Source organism: Pseudomonas sp. efr-133-TYG-5 (assembly GCF_030209175.1).
In the GTDB taxonomy this organism is placed as follows: Bacteria; Pseudomonadota; Gammaproteobacteria; order Pseudomonadales; family Pseudomonadaceae; genus Aquipseudomonas.
This window is the reverse complement of the sequence record NZ_JARVSM010000004.1, coordinates 17756-32968: the sequence shown is the minus strand read 5'-3', so window position 1 is coordinate 32968 and position 15213 is coordinate 17756. Positions and strand designations below refer to the sequence as shown.

Genomic DNA, 15213 nt, shown 5'->3' with positions numbered 1-15213 from the left:
GGCCGCTGAAACAGCGGCCGGCGTCAAACCACACGGATTTTTAGGAGGATTTAGAAGCGCGCTTTGGGCGTCGCCACCGGAATCGGATGGCTGCCGTCGAGCGGCAGGAATCGACCCTGGTCCGCGTCGTAAGCTTTGATTTCGCTGGTTTCGATGTTGTAGACCCAGCCATGGATGAACAGATGACCGTTCGCCATGCGCGAGGCTACCGAAGGATGGGTACGCAAGTGCTGCAGTTGGGCGATGACGTTTTCCTCGGTGAGGATCGGCATGCTTTCTTTTTCGTCGGTGCAGTTGCAGTTGTCGTGCACCATGGTCTTCGCCACTTCAGCGTGGCGCAGCCAGGCTTTGACCGTCGGCATTTTTTCCAGGCTGTCCGGGTTGAGTACCGCACGCATGGCGCCGCAATCGGAGTGGCCGCAAATGATGATGTGTTGCACGCCCAGGGCCAGCACGGCGTACTCGATGGCGGTGGACACGCCACCGTTCATCTGCCCGTAAGGCGGTACCACGTTGCCGACGTTGCGGGTCACGAATAGATCGCCCGGGGAGCTTTGGGTAATCAGTTCGGGGACGATGCGCGAATCGGCACAGGTGATGAACATCGCCCGCGGCGACTGCGCCGTGGCGAGTTTCTTGAAGAGTTCTTCCTGCTGCGGAAAGACCTCATGATGAAAATGCAAAAAGCCGTCGACAATGGTTTTCAACGCTGCATCGGCGGATTCCGCCACAGGGAGGGCTTGCGCCGACGCAGCCAACGGCTGTTTATCCTTGTCACTCATGATTCATCCTCGTTGGCGGATTCAGGGATTCTTCCCCGGTATTCCGGTGTGAAGCCAGTGGCTGTTTACAACATCCGGGTCATCCCGACCCGTCAGTCACTCGATGAACAAGGTAACCGCCGAAACTTAACTCAAACTGAATCAAGTGCTCTAGAACGTGTGTTCCAGGTCACAAAAAACGTGACCAGCGTAACCGGCCGAGTAGGTCCAAGCACTCAACCATAGGCTAATTGTCGCTAAATCAGCGCCATCTGGCGACCCGGCGGACAGAAGGCCGTGCAATCGAGATTGAAGCCTTCGCGGTGATTCAGGCCCAGGCGTTTCAGGGCCTTGGCGAAACGCTGTGCCAAGAGATCGGCGAACGGCCCTTCACCGCGCATCCGTGCGCCGAAACGGCTGTCGTACAACTCGCCGCCACGGCTCTGGCGGATCAGGCTGAGCACATGGGCGGCGCGTTGCGGATAGTGCGCATGCAGCCATTCCTCGAACAGCGGGGCGACCTCCAGCGGCAGGCGCAACATCATGTAGGCGGCGCTCTGCGCGCCGGCGGCATGGGCCTCGCTGAGCAGGCTCTCGATTTCGCTGTCGTTGATCATCGGAATCATCGGCGAACACAGCACGCCGACCGGAATGCCCGCCTCACGCATGACCCGGATCGCGCGCAAGCGTGCCTTGGGCGCAGCAGCGCGGGGTTCGAGGATGCGCTTGAGCTCGTCGTCCAGGGTGGTCAGGCTGATCATCACCGCCACCAGACGCTGCTTCGCCAGTTCAGTGAGCAGATCGAGGTCGCGCAGGATCAGCGAGCCCTTGGTGACGATGGTCACCGGGTGCCGGTAGCGCAGCAGCACTTCGAGGGTCTGGCGGGTGATCCGGTGTTCGCGTTCGATGGGTTGGTACGGGTCGGTGTTGGAGCCGAGGTTGATCGGCGCACATTGATAGCCTTTTTTCCCAAGCTGTTCTTCCAGGACCTGGGCGGCGTTGGTCTTGGCGATCAGCCGGGTTTCGAAATCCAGCCCCGGCGACATGTCCCAGTAGGCGTGGCTGGGTCGCGCGTAGCAATAGATGCAGCCGTGCTCGCAGCCGCGGTAAGGATTGATCGAGCGGTCGAACGGCAGGTCCGGCGACGTGTTGCGAGTGATGATGGTTTTGGCCGCTTCGATCATCACTTCGGTGCTTTGGGTCTCGGGCACTTCCTGATACCAGCCGTCATCCTCGACCACCGAACGATTCGGCGCGAAGCGGTTGTGCGGATTGGTCGCGGTGCCGCGCCCGCGAGGTGGCAAAGGAGTAGACATGAAAACGCCCCGATACTGTGTGCATATACAGTATCGGGGCGTTGCTCATCTGGCTAGTGCCGTCGGGCGCCTGGTCAGTTGTGTTGCGTCACCTGGCCGAGGTCGTCGCCCGAGGTGGTCTGCAGATCATCCTTGCGCAGCGCGGCCACGTCGGCCGCTTTCACCGGCGCGCCCTGGTTGCCCCAACTGCCACGGATGAAGCTCACCACATCCGCCACTTCCTGGTCCGACAGGCGCCAGGCGAAGGCCGGCATGGTGAACGTCGATGGCGCGGTGTGGGTGGCCGGCAGGGTGCCGCCCTTGAGCACGATGTGGATCAGCGAGGTCGGATCGTCCGACTGCAGCACCGGATTGCCCGCCAGCGCCGGGAACACCCGGGTGTAGCCGTGACCATCGGTGCGGTGGCACGCCGCGCAGTTGTCGATGTACACCGCGGCACCGCGCTGGCTGTCGTCACCGTTCCACAAGGCCTTGGCAGCCTTGTCGTCGTACTGGTGCGGCTGGTCGGCGGGGTCGCTGGCCGGCAGGGTCTTCAGATAGCGGGCAATGGCGGTCAGGTCGGCATCACTCATGTACTGCATGCTGTGGGTGACCACATCGCTCATGCCGCCGAACACCGCGCTGCGGTCGCTGCGCCCGGTCTTGAGGAACTGCACCAGTTGCGCTTCGTTCCAGCTGCCGAGGCCGTCCTTGTGGTCGCCGCGCAGGCTCTTGGCGATCCAGCCTTCCAGCGGCGCACTGCCGGCGAGAAAACTGCTGCCATCGGCCGCACTCAAGGATTTTTCCTGCATGGTCAGGGCACGTGGCGTATGGCAGGCGCCGCAATGTCCGAGGCCTTCCACCAGATACGCGCCACGGTTGACGACAGCATCGTCCGACGCGGCCGGCCCCGCCTCGACCTTCGGCGCGAACAGCCAGCGCCAGCCCATCAGCGGCCAGCGCATGCTCAAGGGCCACGGGATGTCGCTGGCCTTGTTCTCTTGCGCCACCGGTTGCACGCCGTGCATGAAGTAGGCGTACAGCGCGTGCATGTCGTCGTCACTGACACGGGCGTAGGACGGATACGGCATCGCCGGGTACAAGGTACTACCGTTTTTGGCGACGCCATGGCGCACCGCCTGGTCGAAGTCCTCGAAGCTGTAGTCGCCCACGCCGGTTTTGTCCGGGGTGATGTTGGTCGAGTAGATCGTGCCAATCGGGGTTTCCATCGGCAGCCCGCCGGCGAACGGCTTGCCGTCCTTGGCGGTGTGGCAGGCCACGCAGTCACCGGCGCGGGCCAGGTATTCGCCCTGCCTGATCAGTTGTTGATCGACTTCGGCAGCGTGAAGCGCGGCGCTGCCAAGCAGCGCCAGGGTGGCGATAACGAGATTTTTCATGGTCATCGCTCCTTAAGCCTGAACCAGCGGGCCGGGGTTTTTCAGGTATTGCTCGCGGATCGCCCGGGCCGACCAGTAGGTCAGTGCCGCCACCAGTCCGGTCGGGTTGTATCCCAGGCCCTGCGGGAACGCCGACGCCCCCGGAACGAAGACGTTGTGCACGTCCCAGCTCTGCAGGTAGCGGTTGAGGGCGCTGGTTTTCGGATCGGTGCCCATGATCGCGCCACCGTTGAGGTGGGTGGTCTGGTAGGACGCGGTGTTGAAGTGGTCGCCGACTTTCTTGCCGATCACCGCGATGGCTTTCGGGCCCATGGCTTCGGCGATCTTGCCCATTTTCTCGACCATGAAGCGGTTCATCTTGATGTCGTTTTCCTGCCAGTCGAAGGTCATGCGCAGCAGCGGCAGGCCGTAGGCATCGCGATATACCGGGTCCAGATCGAGGTAGTTGCCGCGGTAGGACTGGTGCGCGCCGTGGGCGTCCATCGACACCTGATGGGTGTAGTAATCGGCGGTGGCGCGCTTCCAGGCACTGCCCCAGGCCGGGGTGCCCGGCGGGTTGGATGTGCCGGCAATCGGCCGGCTGCCGGCCTGGTTGACCCACATTGGCGAGCCGCCGACGAAGCCGTGCGGGCCGTGATCGAAGTTGTCGGCGTTGAAATCATCCACCGCCACGCCGTTGCCGCCGGCGCCGATGAAGTTGTTGGTGTGGGTGTCCTTGTCGAAGAACGCCTTGATCGTGGCCATGTTCTGGTAGGCGAAGTTACGCCCGACCACACCTTCGCCGCTGATCGGATCGTACGGCTTGCCGATGCCGGAAAGCAGCATCAGGCGCACGTTGTGCAGCTGGAAGGCACCGAGGATCACCAGGTCCGCCGGTTGCTCGATCTCGCGGCCCTGGCCGTCGATGTAAGTGACGCCGGTGGCCTTGGTCTTGCTGCTGTCGAGGTTGACCCGCAGCACGTGGGAATTGGGCCGCAGCTCGAAGTTCGCCAGCGGTTTCAGCGCCGGAAGGATGTTCACGTTCGGCGAGGCCTTGGAGTACATGTAGCAGACATAGCCGCTGCAGAACCCGCAGAAGTTGCACGGGCCCATCTGCGCGCCGTAGGGATTGGTGTACGGCCCGGAGGTGTTTGCCGAAGGCAGGTTGTAGGGTTTGTAACCGACTTCGGTCGCCGCTTTGCCGAACAGTTGGGCGGAAACGGTGTTCTTCTGTGCTTCCAGCGGGAACGGGTTCGAGCGATCCGCCGCGTAAGGGTTGCCGCCCTTGCCCTGACCGACCAGTTGGCCCTTCACGGTCCAGGCCTGGCCCGACGTGCCGAAGACTTTTTCGGCAAAATCGAAGAACGGCTCCAGCTCTTCGTAGCTGACGCCGAAGTCCTGGATGGTCATGTCCTTGGGGATGAAATGCTTGCCGTAGCGCTCTTCGTAGTGGCTGCGCATGCGCAACTCAATCGGGTCGACGCGAAAGTGCACGCCTGACCAGTGCAGGCCGGCACCGCCGACGCCATTGCCCGGCAGGAACGCGCCCAACTGGCGGTTCGGCAGCGCGATGTCATTGACGCTGTGGCGGATGGTGACGGTTTCCTTCGAGACATCCTGGAAGAGTTTTTTCCGTACGCTGTAGGTGAGTTCGTCGATCACCTGGGGATAGTTGCCGTCGGGGTAGGTGTCCTGCATCGGCCCGCGCTCCAGCGCCAGCACGTTGAGGCCGGCCTCGGTCAGCTCCTTGGCCATGATCGCGCCCGTCCAGCCGAAGCCGACGATCACCGCGTCGACCTTTTTCATTACCGTTGCCATGCTCACGCCCTCTCGCCGCGAATCGAAACTGCCGGGAAGGGGTATTGCTCGTTGCGTTCCACCCAATCCATGAAATCGGCGCGGGCGCCGGGGAAGCCGATCATGGTCCAGCCGACCATGCCTTTGTTGCCACCGTGGATCGGGTCGCAGAAGAACCCTTCCTTGGTGTTCTGCAGCAGCAGGCTGAAGAAAATCTTCGCCGGCACGCTGTCGAATTGCGGTTTTCCGGCTTCGAGCTGCTTCAGCAGATCGTCTCGGGTAGCGCTGTCTTGCTCAGCAAATACTTTACCGTTGAGGGATTTTGCCCACTGATCCGTGGCGGCAATGCCGAGACGATAGATCTCCTTGGGCACCAGTTTGCTCTGCCAGCCCATCTCCGGCGCGGCGTCGGCATCGAACGGGCCCTGCATGTACCACAGGGCTCCGGCGGCGTAGGGGGTGTTCATCTGCCGGTCGATGTATTCCGGCACGCCGGCCTCCAGGGCACCCGGGCCTTGCTCGTCGTTGGGGATCAGTTGCGCCACGGCGGCGTTGATGAAAGCCCATTCTTCGGCGGTGAAATACGTCGGCTCATAACCCGTCGAGCTGGCGCTGCTGCTGGCTCGCGCCGGTTGTGGCGCTGGTGCGCTTGCGGGCGCTGCGTGCAGCACGCTGCTGCCCAGGCCGGTGCCGGCGAGGGTGACCACCGGAATCAGGGTCAGGGATTTGCGCAAAAACTCACGCCGCGGGTTGTCTCGATCTTCATCAGACATGGGGTGTGCACCTCATCAGGCATTGATGGTTGTCAGCCGTTTCTGTGCCGGCTCGTGGTCAGTTGGCTGCGACGGGTCGAAAATGACCGGGGGAAGACAAGCACGTCTGCAACATCATGTGACAAATGGTAGCAGGCTAAGCAACCGGATAGACCGATTCAGCGGAAAAAAGCGCGAATTCGCCGGGTAAAGATTGCCTCGACTTCACGATTCTTTGACAAATGCCTCACAGGGATTTGACTGCGCGACCTGCAAGCTGCGAGCCCTCACTGACGAATCTCACACGGTCACCGCACAGCATGTTCCTGACGCGCTTCTCCTCTGCGATCTGTTTGTCGCTGCTTGCCCTGTTCAGCTCGATGTCGGCGCATGCCGCAGACGCTGCGGTTTCCCGCCCTGGCGAATGGGCGCAACCGGTCGAGGTGCAATACAACCTGTTCCAGATGTCGCCGACGCTCTACCGCAGCGCCTTGCCTGACAGCGGCGCGGTGCCGTTACTGAAAAACCTCAAGGTGGCGACGGTGATCAACTTTCTCCCGGAAGCGGATTCGAGCTGGCTGGCGGCCCCCGGCATCAATCAGGTGCAATTGCCGTATCGCACCAACCACGTCGATGACAGCGACGTGCTGAAAACCCTGCGCGCGATCCAGGCGGCCGAGGCCAACGGCCCGGTGCTGATGCACTGCAAGCACGGTTCCGACCGCACCGGCCTGATGGCGGCGATGTATCGCATCGTCGTGCAGGGCTGGAGCAAGGAAGATGCGCTGAATGAAATGACCCAGGGCGGGTTCGGTGAAAGCGGCCACTTCAAGGACGGCATCCGCTACGTGATGCAGGCCGATGTCGACAAGCTGCGCACCGCACTGGCCAATGGTGACTGCAGCACCAGCGCGTTCGCCACCTGCTCGATGAAGAGCTGGTTCCAGACCGTCAACCTCAAGTGAATCGCGCCGGTCACGGCATTGCACCGTGGCCGGCCTTGCGATTTCAGTCTTCGGACTTTTTCTTCAGCTTCGGATTCGGGAAGAACTGCACGGCCTGCACACTCTTGTCCGCGGCCGGCTTGAGCGCGCTGGTATTGACCCGCGTGCCCAACTCCTTGGGCACTGAAAGCCCTTGTGCATTGAGCGTGTCGGCGTAACCGCAAGCCACGCACTCGCGGTGCGGCACGTCGTCTTCGCTCCACATCATCAGCTTGTCCGGCTCGCTGCACGCCGGGCAGACCGCCCCGGCGATAAAGCGTTTCTTGGTCTTCACAGGTGCCTCACTCATGCTGCTGCGTCCTCACTCAGGCCGCTGTGGCGCAAGAGTGCGTCAATCGATGGCTCGCGGCCACGGAAGTCGACGAACAGCACCATGGGCGCCTGCGAGCCGCCGCGTGCCAGAATCGCTTCGCGGAACGCGCGACCGGTGTCGGCATTCAGCACGCCGTCTTCTTCGAACTTGGAGAAGGCATCGGCCGACAGCACTTCCGCCCACTTGTAGCTGTAGTAACCGGCCGCGTAGCCGCCGGCGAAGATGTGCGCGAAGCTGTTGGGGAAGCGGTTGTAGGCCGGCGGACGCATCACCGAAACCTCGTCACGCACGCCTTCGAGCACTTGCAGCACGCTGCGGCCGTCGCCGTGGGTGGCGTGCAGTTCGAAGTCGAACAGCGAGAACTCCAGCTGGCGCACCATCATCAGCCCGGACTGGAAGTTCTTCGCCGCGAGCATTTTTTCCAGCAGATCCTGTGGCAGTGGCTCGCCGGTCTCGTAGTGGCCGGAAATCAGCGCCAGGCCTTCCGGCTCCCAGCACCAGTTTTCCATGAACTGGCTCGGCAGCTCGACGGCATCCCAGGCCACGCCGTTGATCCCGGACACGCCGGCATGTTCGACGCGGGTCAGCAGGTGATGCAGGCCGTGGCCGAATTCGTGGAACAGGGTGGTGACTTCATCGTGGGTCAGCAGGGCCGGCTTGCCGCTGTCGGCCGGGGTGAAGTTGCACACCAGGTTGGCCACCGGGCTTTGCAGCACGCCGTCGATCGTGCGCCGCCGGTCACGGGCGCCGTCCATCCACGCCCCGCCGCGTTTGTTGGCGCGGGCATACAGGTCAAAGAAGAAGCGCCCGACGTGCTGGCCGTTCTCGCGGATTTCGAACAGGCGGACATCCGGGTGCCAGGTGTCGAAGCCTTTCTGCTCGGCGATTTCGATGCCGTACAGGCGCTGGACGATAGCGAACAGGCCGCTCAGCACCTTGTCGATCGGGAAGTAGGCGCGCAGGGTTTCCTGGGCCACGCTGTAGCGTTGTTCGCGGAGTTTTTCCCCGTAGAAACCGCTGTCCCAGCTCTGCAGGTCAGGGCAGCCCTGTTCGGCGGCGAACGCGCGCAGCTGCTGCAGATCCTGGGCGGCAAACGGCTTGCTGCGCTTGGCCAGGTCGCGCAGGAAGCTCAGCACCTGATCGCTGGACTCGGCCATTTTGGTCGCCAGGCTCAGCTCGGAGAAACTGGCGAAGCCCAACAGCCTGGCCAGTTCCTGACGCAGGTCGAGGATCTCTTCCATCACCGGGCCGTTGTCGTTCTGGCCGGCATTCGGGCCCTGGTCCGACGCGCGGGTGCAGTAGGCGGCGTAGACTTCTTCACGCAGCGCGCGGTCCTGGGCGTAGGTCATCACCGCGTAGTAGCTGGGGAATTCCAGGGTGATCAGCCAGCCGTCGAGGCCTTTGGCCTGTGCAGCGGCGGCCATTTGCGCCTTGGCCGAATCGGTCAGGCCGGCGAGGGCGGCTTCGTCGCTGATGTGCTTGGTCCAGGCCTGCGTGGCGTCGAGCAACTGGTTGGAGAAGCGGCTGCCCAGCTCGGAGAGCTTGCTCTGCACTTCGGCGTAGCGCTTCTGTTCGGCTTCCGGCAGGTCGATGCCCGACAGGCGGAAATCGCGCAGGGCATGTTCCAGGATGGTTTTCTGCGCCACGTCGAAACCGGCGGCTTCCGGGCTGTTGGCCAGGGCTTCATAGGCCTGGAACAGCTCGCGGTTCTGACCCATCTCGGTGGAGTAAGCGCTCAACGCCGGCAGGCACGACTCGTAGGCTTCACGCAGTTCGGCGCTGTTGCACACCGCGTTGAGGTGGCTGACCGGGCTCCACGCCGCGCCCAGGCGGTCATTGAGCTCGTCCATTGCCAGCACCAGGCCGGCCCAGGTCGGGTTCTTGCCTTGGGTCTTGAGGATCTCGGCGATGGCGGCGCGGTTGTCGGCGAGGATGGTTTCGATCGCCGGCAGTACGTGTTCGGCACGGATCGCGGAGAACGGCGGCAGGTCGTAGGACTGCAAAAGAGGGTTGTTCACGCTCACGGTTGGCACCTTGGCTGGAAGAAACATGTAGCCATCTTAATTACAATCGACACTCACCGCAGCTATCGGCGACAGAGAGAGAACTTATCGTGCCCCTTCGCAAGTACCAGAATCACACCCCGCGCCTGGCCCAGGGCGCGTTTGTCGACGCCTCGGCGGTGGTGATCGGCGACGTCGAAATCGGCGCGGACAGCTCCGTCTGGCCGCTGACCGTGATCCGTGGCGACATGCACCGCATCCGCATCGGTGCGCGCACCAGTGTGCAGGATGGCTGCGTGCTGCACATCACCCACGCCGGGCCGTTCAACCCGGACGGCTTCCCGCTGCTGATCGGCGATGACGTGACCGTCGCCCACAAGGTCATGCTGCATGGCTGCACGGTCGGCAGCCGCGTGTTGATCGGCATGGGCAGCATTGTCATGGACGGCGCGGTGGTGGAGGACGATGTCATCATCGGCGCCGGCAGCCTGGTGCCGCCGGGCAAGCGCCTGCAAAGCGGCTTCCTCTACGTGGGCCGCCCGGTGAAACAGATCCGGCCGCTGTCCGACAAGGAAAACGCCTTTTTCACCTACAGCGCGGCGAACTACGTAAAGCTCAAGGATCTGCATCTGGCCGAAGGCTACGACCAGCTCTGAACCGACTGACACCTGCCCAGGATTTCTCATGCATTACCAGACCGTACTGTTCGACCTCGATGGCACCCTCACCGACCCGCGCGAGGGCATCACCCGTTCCATCCAGTTCGCCCTCGGCAAGCTCGGCATCGATGAGCCGGACCTGAGCAAACTGGAGCACTTCATCGGCCCGCCGCTGTTGCAGGCGTTCATGCAGTTCTATGGTTTCGACGAAGCCAGGGCGTGGGAGGCGGTGAATTTCTACCGTGAGCGCTTCAAGGTCACCGGCCTTTATGAGAACCGCGTGTTCGCGGGCGTCACGCCTCTGCTGGAAACCCTCGCTGGCCAGGGCCGCCAGCTCTACATCGCGACGTCCAAGCCCTGGGTATTTGCCCGGGAAATTGCCCGGCACTTCGATTTTGCCCGGCACTTCAAGGTGATTTACGGCAGTGAGCTGGACGGCACGCGGACCAACAAGGTCGAGCTGATTGCGCACCTGATGGTCGAGGAGGGGCTGGATCCGGCCGACACGCTGATGATCGGCGACCGCAAGCATGACCTGATCGGCGCGCGCAGCAACGGCCTGGATGCGGCGGCGGTGGGCTATGGCTTTGGCAGTTTTGAGGAGTTGAGTGCTGAGGCGCCGGCCTATCACTTTGAGACGCTGGCGGAGTTGCATCAGGCGTTTTTGCCGCGCTGAGCATTGCGCCATCGCTGGCAAGCCAGCTTCCACAGGTGACCGCAGGTTCCTGAATCCACGTGGGAGCTGACTGGCCAGCGATGAGGCCGGATCAGCCGAGATCCATTCAAGATCCGGCCAGCGCTTTCAAGGCCGCTTTACGCTCCGCGACAGGTAAACCACCCAACTTCTCAACCTCGGGATAAAACCGCAGCCAATCCCCGCCAACCTGGCTGAACAGCGCCGCAAACGCCGGCACCCACTGGTCATACAGCCCGAACGGCAACAACCGCGCATTGTTCAGCGGCGTATTCACCCAGGCGTCATAACGCTTGTCCCCGGCCCACTGGTTGTCGCGCATCGCTCGATATTCGCGACGAAACTGCTCGAACGTCGCCGTTTTGCGCTCGCGCATCTGCTCGGCCGGCAGCGGTTGGGCGTAGAGCTTTTCCAGGCGTGAGCGCGTTTCCAGCACCAGCGCGATGAACTGATCACGCTGCTTGAGCCTGGCGTCGGTATCTGCCGGCAGGCCACGAAACGCCCGCCACTGGCGGGTGCCTTCCTGCTCGACAAACGTGGCAAATGACTCGTTGAATTCGGTGTCGTCCTGCACATAGACGCGCTGATGCGCCAGTTCATGAAAGATCAGCGTGGCCAGGCGCTCATCGCCCCAGCCCATCATCGAGTTGAGGATCGGGTCGTTGAACCAGCCGAGGGTCGAATAGGCTTCGACGCCGCCGATGGACACGTCCATGCCCTGCAGGCGCTGGATCGCCGCCTCGCCGCGTGCCGCGCTCTGGCTGTAGTAGCCGCGGTAGGCCACGCACCCGGCAATCGGGAAGCAATGATTGTGTGGCGTCAGGGAAAACTCCGGCGTCGCGAACACGTTCCACACCACGTAGGGCCGGCCGATGTCGGCGTACAGCCGATAGCTCTGGTTGTCCGGCAGGTGCAGATGCGTGCTGGCGAAGGCCCGGGCCTGCTGCGACCGGGCCAGGTGAGCGCGCAAGGTCGGGTCGCGGTGTCGATCGGCAATGACGTCGGCCACCGGCTCCCGGGCCCGCAGCAGTTGCCATTGCCCTTCGGCCAACTGGCTGTAGTAGCCGAGGCTGGAGCAACCGTTGAGCAACAAAACCATCACACCCGGAAACAAAACCGGCAAAACGCGATCAAGTAACCCATGGCTTGGAAACGGCCTGATCACAATAAGAACATCCCTGGAAAGTCTGCCCGCAAGACTATCCCGCCCATTGGAGCTACGCCATGCGCAAGTTGATGCTGACAGCAGGCCTGCTGAGCCTGACCGGTTGTGCCGGATTCGGAATGCCCGCCCCCGACCCCTCGCAAGCCTGGATCGATCTGGAGGCCCGGCAACAGGACACCGCGCTGCAGGCGCTGCAGGTCGATACCACGGCGGCGGTCGACACGCGCTACTTCGAGGTGCAGCCCGGCAGTCATGAGTTGAAGGTGCGTTATCAGTTCCCGGTGGCGGCGACCAACATCGGCCCGGATGCCGAGCCGCTGTGGCGCGATTGCCAGTTGAAAGTGAAATTCAAGGACTTCAATGCCGGCCAGCGCTATCAACTGCAGGCCGGGAGCATCGGTTTCCGGCCATGGGCCAAGCTCTATGACGAGCAACGCAAGGTTGTCGGCGAGGGCACACCGGCAGGCTGCCAGCGCACTTGATCGGCGTTATGCTGAATGTCCGAATTCAAGGACATTGATCATGCGCAGGTTGCCGCTGTTGCTCGCTGCAAGTGTTGTTGCCGGTTGTCAGAGCCCGCTGCCGGCGGCCAATCCACAGATGGCGTGGGTCGACTTTGCCATGCCGACGCCGGGCGGCAAGGTGCTGATGGCCGAACGCCTGGACAACCAGCGCCTGCCCGACGGCCGTTTTTTCCAGGTCATGCCGGGCAGCCATGAGCTGACGGTACGCTTCGATTTCGAGATTTTCGGCGGTGGCCAGGGCATGGACACCGATCCGCAGGAGCGCCTGTGCTACATGACGCTGCGTTACGACCATTTCGAGGCGGGCCAGCGTTATCGGCTGGAGGCCAGATCCCTGGCCTTCACGCCGAGCGCCCGGTTGATCAACCGTCAGGGGCAGATCGTTGCCGAAGAACGGCAGATCAATTGCGTGCCGTGAGGCGATTCAGTTGCCATTCTTCTGGTAGATGATCGCCTTGGTGCCGTTGTCGCAGGAGCCGACGACCATGGCCACGTCGTGCTTGTCGGCCTCTTCCTTGGAAACGATTTCCAGGGTGTAGGACGGCACGGCATTGGCCTGGATCTTGATTTCAATCTCTTTCTTGAGTTCTTCGCAGTCTTTCGGCGCTGCGAAGGCTGACGTGGCCAGCGCGCCGCAGATGACCGCCAAAGCAAAACGTTTCATGGTTGAAGCTCCTTAAAGCAGTGCGCACGAAGATGCGCGAACGCTGCTGTCATTTATTCGACCACCGTTTTGCCTGGCGGGTTCTGATCCTGCTCAAGCCAGTCAGCTGACCAGGGACGCGTCGAGGCTGATCTTCGCGTTCAACACCTTCGATACCGGGCAACCTTCCTTGGCCTTGTTGCTCAGCTCTTCGAACTGCGCCTGGGTCGCACCGGGTATTTTCGCCTTGAGGATCAGTTTCACCGCGGTGATGGCAAAGCCGCCGTCGAACTGGTCGAGGGTGACCTCGGCCTGGGTGTCGATGCTGTCGGCCTTGAGCCCGGCGTCGCCGAGAATCATCGAAAAGGCCATGGAGAAGCAGCCGGCATGGGCCGCGCCGATCAGTTCTTCCGGGTTGGTGCCCTTGCCGCCTTCAAAGCGCGCCTTGAAGCCGTAGGGGGCTTCGCGCAGGACGCCGGTTTCGGTGGAAATCGAGCCGATGCCGGTTTTCAGGTCACCTTCCCAATGTGCGGATGCCTTTTTCACGATAGCCATGTGTGCCTCCTCGTAGTCAGGCGCGAAACGCCGCGCCGTCGTGGTTTTTCCTTGCAAGGCTTCTGAGGATAGACGCTCGGACAAAGTTCAGCCGAGGTGAATCGTTGACTTATTTAGTAGGAAATTTCACCGTGGCTATTGAAACTCGGGTATATGCCCTTATTGCACAGAACACGCTTATGAATTCGGCAGGTTTGCCTTGGCAAAACAACAAACCTGCGTCCTCACTCGGAGAAGCAGGTTTATGAAGCAACTGTCCGACGTAAAATTTTCCACGCTCGACCTGGTGCCGGTCCGTGAGAACGGCAGCCCGGCCCAGTCGCTGCGCAACTCGCTGGACCTGGCGCAGCATGTCGAGAAACTCGGCTACACCCGCTTCTGGGTCGCCGAGCACCACAATATGGACGGCATCGCCAGCTCGGCGACGTCGGTGTTGCTCGGGTATCTGGCCGGCGGCACGTCGACCATCCGCGTCGGTTCCGGGGGGGTAATGCTGCCCAACCATGCGCCGCTGGTGATCGCCGAGCAGTTCGGCACCCTCGAGAGCCTGTACCCGGGGCGCATCGACCTGGGCCTGGGGCGTGCGCCCGGCTCCGATCAGATGACCGCCCGTGCCCTGCGCCGCGAGCGCTCGGGCAGTGCCGACGATTTCCCCGAAGATGTCGCCGAACTGGCGCGCTTCCTCGGCCCGCGCACCCCGGACCAGCGGGTGATCGCGATGCCGGGCAGCGGCACCAACGTGCCGATCTGGTTGCTCGGCTCGAGCCTGTTCAGCGCCCAACTGGCCGGTGAGCGCGGTTTGCCCTACGCCTTCGCCTCGCACTTCGCCCCGCGCTTCATGCACGAGGCGATTCGCGTCTACCGTAACCACTTCAAGCCGTCGGCGGTGCTCGACAAGCCGTACGTGATGCTCGGTGTGCCCCTGGTGGCGGCGGATACCGATGAGCAGGCCGATTACCTGGCCACCTCGGTCTACCAGCGCATTCTCGCGCTGATGCGTGGGCAGAGTCTGGTGCAGCGTCCGCCGGTGAAATCCATGGACGGCCTGTGGCTGCCGCATGAGCGCGAAGCGGTGGGCGATTTCCTCGGTCTGGCGATGGTCGGCAGCCCGCAGAAGATCCGGGCGCGGCTCGAAGTGCTGATCGAGCAGACTCAGGCCGACGAGCTGATTTTTACCTGCGATCTGTACGAACACGCCGATCGCCTGCATTCCTACGAGCTGCTGGCGCAGGTCATGAAGGGCTGATGTCTCGGCGCTGATCCCCTGCAGGAGCGAGCAGGCTCACTCCTGCAGGGAGAGCCTGTCGCCCACAAAAAAGCCGACGCTTTCGCGTCGGCTTTTGCATTTCAGGCGCGATCAACCGCGTTTGTAGACGATTTCCTTGGCGCCGCCTTCACATGTGCCGACGACCTTGCCGTCAGCGGCTGCACCCTTATCGACAACCTCCAGCGAATAACCGGAAACGCCCTTGGCATCGAGCTTGGCCGCGATTTCGGCCTTCAGCTCTTCACACGGCTTGCCAGCAGCGAATGCACCCCCGGCAAGGCTCAACAACCCAATAGCCAACATGAACTTCTTCATCGGTCGCACTCCCTGGTCGGATTAAAAGAGGCGGGCATCGAGCAATGGCCCGATGCGCTCACCCTGTAGCGCTTTGCCATTCCTATGGCA

Annotated in this window: 17 protein-coding genes; 6 read left to right on the top strand and 11 right to left on the bottom strand. The window is 62.5% G+C overall.

Going from position 1 to position 15213, the window contains the following annotated elements; all coding sequences use genetic code 11:
• Positions 1-50: 50 nt before the first annotated feature.
• The 5 genes from QRN70_RS14930 to QRN70_RS14910 form a co-directional block, all read right to left on the bottom strand.
• Entirely contained in the window at positions 51-782 is a 732-nt protein-coding gene (locus QRN70_RS14930; RefSeq protein ID WP_285418767.1) for a carbonic anhydrase, read from the bottom strand.
• 236 nt (positions 783-1018) lie between these two features.
• A complete protein-coding gene (locus QRN70_RS14925; RefSeq protein WP_285418766.1) occupies positions 1019-2077 on the bottom strand; it encodes a PA0069 family radical SAM protein in 1059 nt (352 codons plus the stop codon).
• Between the two features lie 74 nt (positions 2078-2151).
• A complete protein-coding gene (locus QRN70_RS14920) occupies positions 2152-3453 on the bottom strand; it encodes a c-type cytochrome (protein WP_285418765.1) in 1302 nt (433 codons plus the stop codon).
• A gap of 12 nt (positions 3454-3465) precedes the next feature.
• Positions 3466-5250 carry a GMC family oxidoreductase gene (locus tag QRN70_RS14915; protein WP_285418764.1) on the bottom strand — a complete coding sequence of 595 codons (1785 nt, stop codon included), beginning with the start codon at positions 5248-5250 and terminating at the stop codon, positions 3466-3468.
• 2 nt (positions 5251-5252) lie between these two features.
• Positions 5253-6002: a gluconate 2-dehydrogenase subunit 3 family protein gene (locus tag QRN70_RS14910; RefSeq protein ID WP_285418763.1), complete on the bottom strand. Its 750-nt coding sequence runs from the start codon at positions 6000-6002 to the stop codon at positions 5253-5255.
• A gap of 299 nt (positions 6003-6301) precedes the next feature.
• On the opposite strand from QRN70_RS14910, the gene QRN70_RS14905 reads away from it, so the two are divergent.
• Positions 6302-6946, top strand: a complete 645-nt coding sequence (locus tag QRN70_RS14905; RefSeq protein WP_285418762.1) for a dual specificity protein phosphatase family protein — start codon at positions 6302-6304, stop codon at positions 6944-6946.
• A gap of 43 nt (positions 6947-6989) precedes the next feature.
• Here the strand turns inward: QRN70_RS14905 and QRN70_RS14900 are convergent, their stop codons facing one another.
• Complete coding sequence (locus QRN70_RS14900) at positions 6990-7274, bottom strand: YheV family putative zinc ribbon protein (protein ID WP_285418761.1); 285 nt, start codon at positions 7272-7274, stop codon at positions 6990-6992.
• Positions 7271-9349, bottom strand: coding sequence for an oligopeptidase A (prlC, locus tag QRN70_RS14895; RefSeq protein ID WP_285418760.1), 2079 nt, complete (start codon positions 9347-9349; stop codon positions 7271-7273). The genes QRN70_RS14900 and prlC overlap by 4 nt, the downstream gene beginning before the upstream one ends.
• Before the next feature lie 62 nt (positions 9350-9411).
• Between prlC and QRN70_RS14890 the strand changes: the two genes are divergently transcribed.
• Together QRN70_RS14890 and QRN70_RS14885 are read left to right on the top strand one after the other, a co-directional pair.
• Entirely contained in the window at positions 9412-9957 is a 546-nt protein-coding gene (locus tag QRN70_RS14890; protein ID WP_285418759.1) for a gamma carbonic anhydrase family protein, read from the top strand.
• A gap of 28 nt (positions 9958-9985) precedes the next feature.
• On the top strand, positions 9986-10636 hold the full coding sequence (locus QRN70_RS14885) for an HAD family hydrolase (RefSeq protein ID WP_285418758.1): 651 nt from the start codon (positions 9986-9988) through the stop codon (positions 10634-10636).
• A gap of 106 nt (positions 10637-10742) precedes the next feature.
• Here the strand turns inward: QRN70_RS14885 and QRN70_RS14880 are convergent, their stop codons facing one another.
• Positions 10743-11819 (bottom strand): aminopeptidase, encoded by a 1077-nt coding sequence (locus QRN70_RS14880; protein ID WP_285418757.1) that lies wholly within the window; start codon positions 11817-11819, stop codon positions 10743-10745.
• A gap of 59 nt (positions 11820-11878) precedes the next feature.
• Here QRN70_RS14880 and QRN70_RS14875 point away from each other — a divergent pair, with 59 nt between their 5' ends.
• Together QRN70_RS14875 and QRN70_RS14870 are read left to right on the top strand one after the other, a co-directional pair.
• Positions 11879-12301, top strand: a complete 423-nt coding sequence (locus tag QRN70_RS14875; protein WP_285418756.1) for a PA0061/PA0062 family lipoprotein — start codon at positions 11879-11881, stop codon at positions 12299-12301.
• Between the two features lie 40 nt (positions 12302-12341).
• Positions 12342-12761, top strand: a complete 420-nt coding sequence (locus QRN70_RS14870) for a PA0061/PA0062 family lipoprotein (RefSeq protein WP_285418755.1) — start codon at positions 12342-12344, stop codon at positions 12759-12761.
• 6 nt (positions 12762-12767) lie between these two features.
• On the opposite strand, the gene QRN70_RS14865 is transcribed toward QRN70_RS14870, so the two are convergent.
• Both QRN70_RS14865 and QRN70_RS14860 read right to left on the bottom strand, forming a co-directional pair.
• Positions 12768-13007 (bottom strand): DUF1161 domain-containing protein, encoded by a 240-nt coding sequence (locus QRN70_RS14865; protein WP_285418754.1) that lies wholly within the window; start codon positions 13005-13007, stop codon positions 12768-12770.
• A gap of 102 nt (positions 13008-13109) precedes the next feature.
• A complete protein-coding gene (locus tag QRN70_RS14860) occupies positions 13110-13541 on the bottom strand; it encodes an OsmC family protein (protein ID WP_285418753.1) in 432 nt (143 codons plus the stop codon).
• 244 nt (positions 13542-13785) lie between these two features.
• Here QRN70_RS14860 and QRN70_RS14855 point away from each other — a divergent pair, with 244 nt between their 5' ends.
• Complete coding sequence (locus QRN70_RS14855) at positions 13786-14787, top strand: LLM class flavin-dependent oxidoreductase (protein WP_285418752.1); 1002 nt, start codon at positions 13786-13788, stop codon at positions 14785-14787.
• A 111-nt stretch (positions 14788-14898) separates the two neighbouring features.
• On the opposite strand, the gene QRN70_RS14850 is transcribed toward QRN70_RS14855, so the two are convergent.
• On the bottom strand, positions 14899-15123 hold the full coding sequence (locus tag QRN70_RS14850) for a DUF1161 domain-containing protein (RefSeq protein ID WP_285418751.1): 225 nt from the start codon (positions 15121-15123) through the stop codon (positions 14899-14901).
• Between the last annotated feature and the right edge of the window lie 90 nt (positions 15124-15213).